Source organism: Streptococcus sp. DFI.7.26, assembly GCF_022240605.1.
GTDB classification, from domain to species: domain Bacteria; phylum Bacillota; class Bacilli; order Lactobacillales; family Streptococcaceae; genus Streptococcus; species Streptococcus xiaochunlingii.
Genome location: NZ_JAKOGN010000036.1, coordinates 1 through 1,046, shown reverse-complemented (window position 1 = coordinate 1,046; position 1,046 = coordinate 1). Strand labels below are relative to the sequence as shown.

The window sequence follows — 1,046 nt, the reverse complement described above, 5'->3', positions numbered from 1 at the left end:
CCTCTAACCGCCTGATTCGTAGTCAGGTACTCTATCCAGTTGAGCTAAGGGTGCTTCTTCTCCAACCTAAGTCTATGCCGAGGACCGGAATCGAACCGGTACGATCGTTACCAATCGCAGGATTTTAAGTCCTGTGCGTCTGCCAGTTCCGCCACCCCGGCCTCCTCAAGCGAACGACGGGATTCGAACCCGCGACCCCCACCTTGGCAAGGTGGTGTTCTACCACTGAACTACGTTCGCATCTGTTTCTTTATATAAAAAAATGCCGGCTACATGACTTGAACACGCGACCCTCTGATTACAAATCAGATGCTCTACCAACTGAGCTAAGCCGGCTCATTATTATTCTTTTATGCGGGTTAAGGGACTTGAACCCCCACGCCGTAAAGCGCCAGATCCTAAATCTGGTGCGTCTGCCAATTCCGCCAAACCCGCTATAATGACCCGTACTGGGCTCGAACCAGTGACCCATTGATTAAAAGTCAATTGCTCTACCAACTGAGCTAACGAGTCGTATCATTATCTGCTAGAAACTAAGTTCCTACGGTCCCGACGGGAATCGAACCCGCGATCTTCGCCGTGACAGGGCGACGTGATAACCGCTACACTACGGGACCTATGGGAGTTAACGGGATCGAACCGCTGACCCTCTGCTTGTAAGGCAGATGCTCTCCCAGCTGAGCTAAACTCCCAAATGGTCGTTTAACTCACTGGATCCCTGTCGTGCACTGACTTTCGTCAGCTGCGACAAAGTCGAACTTGCGTTCTCCTTAGCTGAGCTAAACTCCCAAAAAAGGAAGTCTTCTAACTTCCTATCTTGCTAAGCGACTACCATATCTCACAGGGGGCAACCCCCAACTACTTCCGGCGTTCTAGGGCTTAACTTCTGTGTTCGGCATGGGTACAGGTGTATCTCCTAGGCTATCGTCACTTAACTCTGAATGATGAACATTCAAAATTGAATACCTATATTCTAACAAAAATCTAAACTGCTGTAAATATCCTCAGTTACTTTTTGGATAAGTCCTCGAGCTATTAGTATTAGT

The 1,046-nt window shown here is 48.6% G+C and carries 7 tRNA genes and 1 rRNA gene; all 8 read right to left on the bottom strand.

Annotated features, from left to right (window positions below):
* Nucleotides 1-75: 75 nt before the first annotated feature.
* Nucleotides 76-161: transfer RNA gene (locus L0M85_RS09790), tRNA-Leu, on the bottom strand.
* A gap of 7 nt (nt 162-168) precedes the next feature.
* Nucleotides 169-240: transfer RNA gene (locus L0M85_RS09785), tRNA-Gly, on the bottom strand.
* A 23-nt stretch (nt 241-263) separates the two neighbouring features.
* Nucleotides 264-336, bottom strand: a tRNA-Thr gene (locus tag L0M85_RS09780).
* 17 nt (nt 337-353) lie between these two features.
* Nucleotides 354-435 (bottom strand) — tRNA-Leu (locus L0M85_RS09775).
* 5 nt (nt 436-440) lie between these two features.
* Nucleotides 441-513: transfer RNA gene (locus L0M85_RS09770), tRNA-Lys, on the bottom strand.
* 31 nt (nt 514-544) lie between these two features.
* Nucleotides 545-617 (bottom strand) — tRNA-Asp (locus L0M85_RS09765).
* Nucleotides 618-619: 2 nt separating this feature from the next.
* A tRNA-Val gene (locus tag L0M85_RS09760) sits at nt 620-692 on the bottom strand.
* Nucleotides 693-819: 127 nt separating this feature from the next.
* Nucleotides 820-935, bottom strand: a 5S ribosomal RNA gene (gene rrf / locus L0M85_RS09755).
* Nucleotides 936-1,046 lie beyond the last annotated feature (111 nt).